Source organism: Paraburkholderia sp. BR10954 (assembly GCF_040965775.1).
Taxonomy (GTDB): domain Bacteria; phylum Pseudomonadota; class Gammaproteobacteria; order Burkholderiales; family Burkholderiaceae; genus Paraburkholderia; species Paraburkholderia youngii.
Genome location: NZ_JBFRCK010000298.1, coordinates 1 through 264 on the forward strand (window position 1 = coordinate 1; position 264 = coordinate 264).

Annotated in this window: 1 protein-coding gene; it reads right to left on the minus strand. The window is 73.5% G+C overall.

All coding sequences use genetic code 11. The annotated features are described in order from the left end of the window. On the minus strand, positions 1 to 264 hold a 264-nt coding region (locus tag AB4Y34_RS42315), incomplete at both ends, for a hypothetical protein (RefSeq protein ID WP_368719362.1).

The window sequence follows — 264 nt, forward strand, 5'->3', positions numbered from 1 at the left end:
CCACAGCTGCGCCAGCACCGTCTCGAGCTCCCCGCGCGGCGCCTCGTAGCCCCGCCGCGCATAGGCATCGTCAGCCGGCGCCGGCAGTGCCTTGCGGTCCAGCTTGCCGTTCACCGTCAGCGGCAGCTCCGATAGCCGCACGAACGCCGCCGGCACCATGTAGTCCGGCAGCTGCCCCACCAGATGCGCGCGCAGCGTCCCCGCAAGCTGCGCTTCCTGCGCCTCCTCTGCGGCCACCCCATGGGCCACCAGCTGCGGCACGCC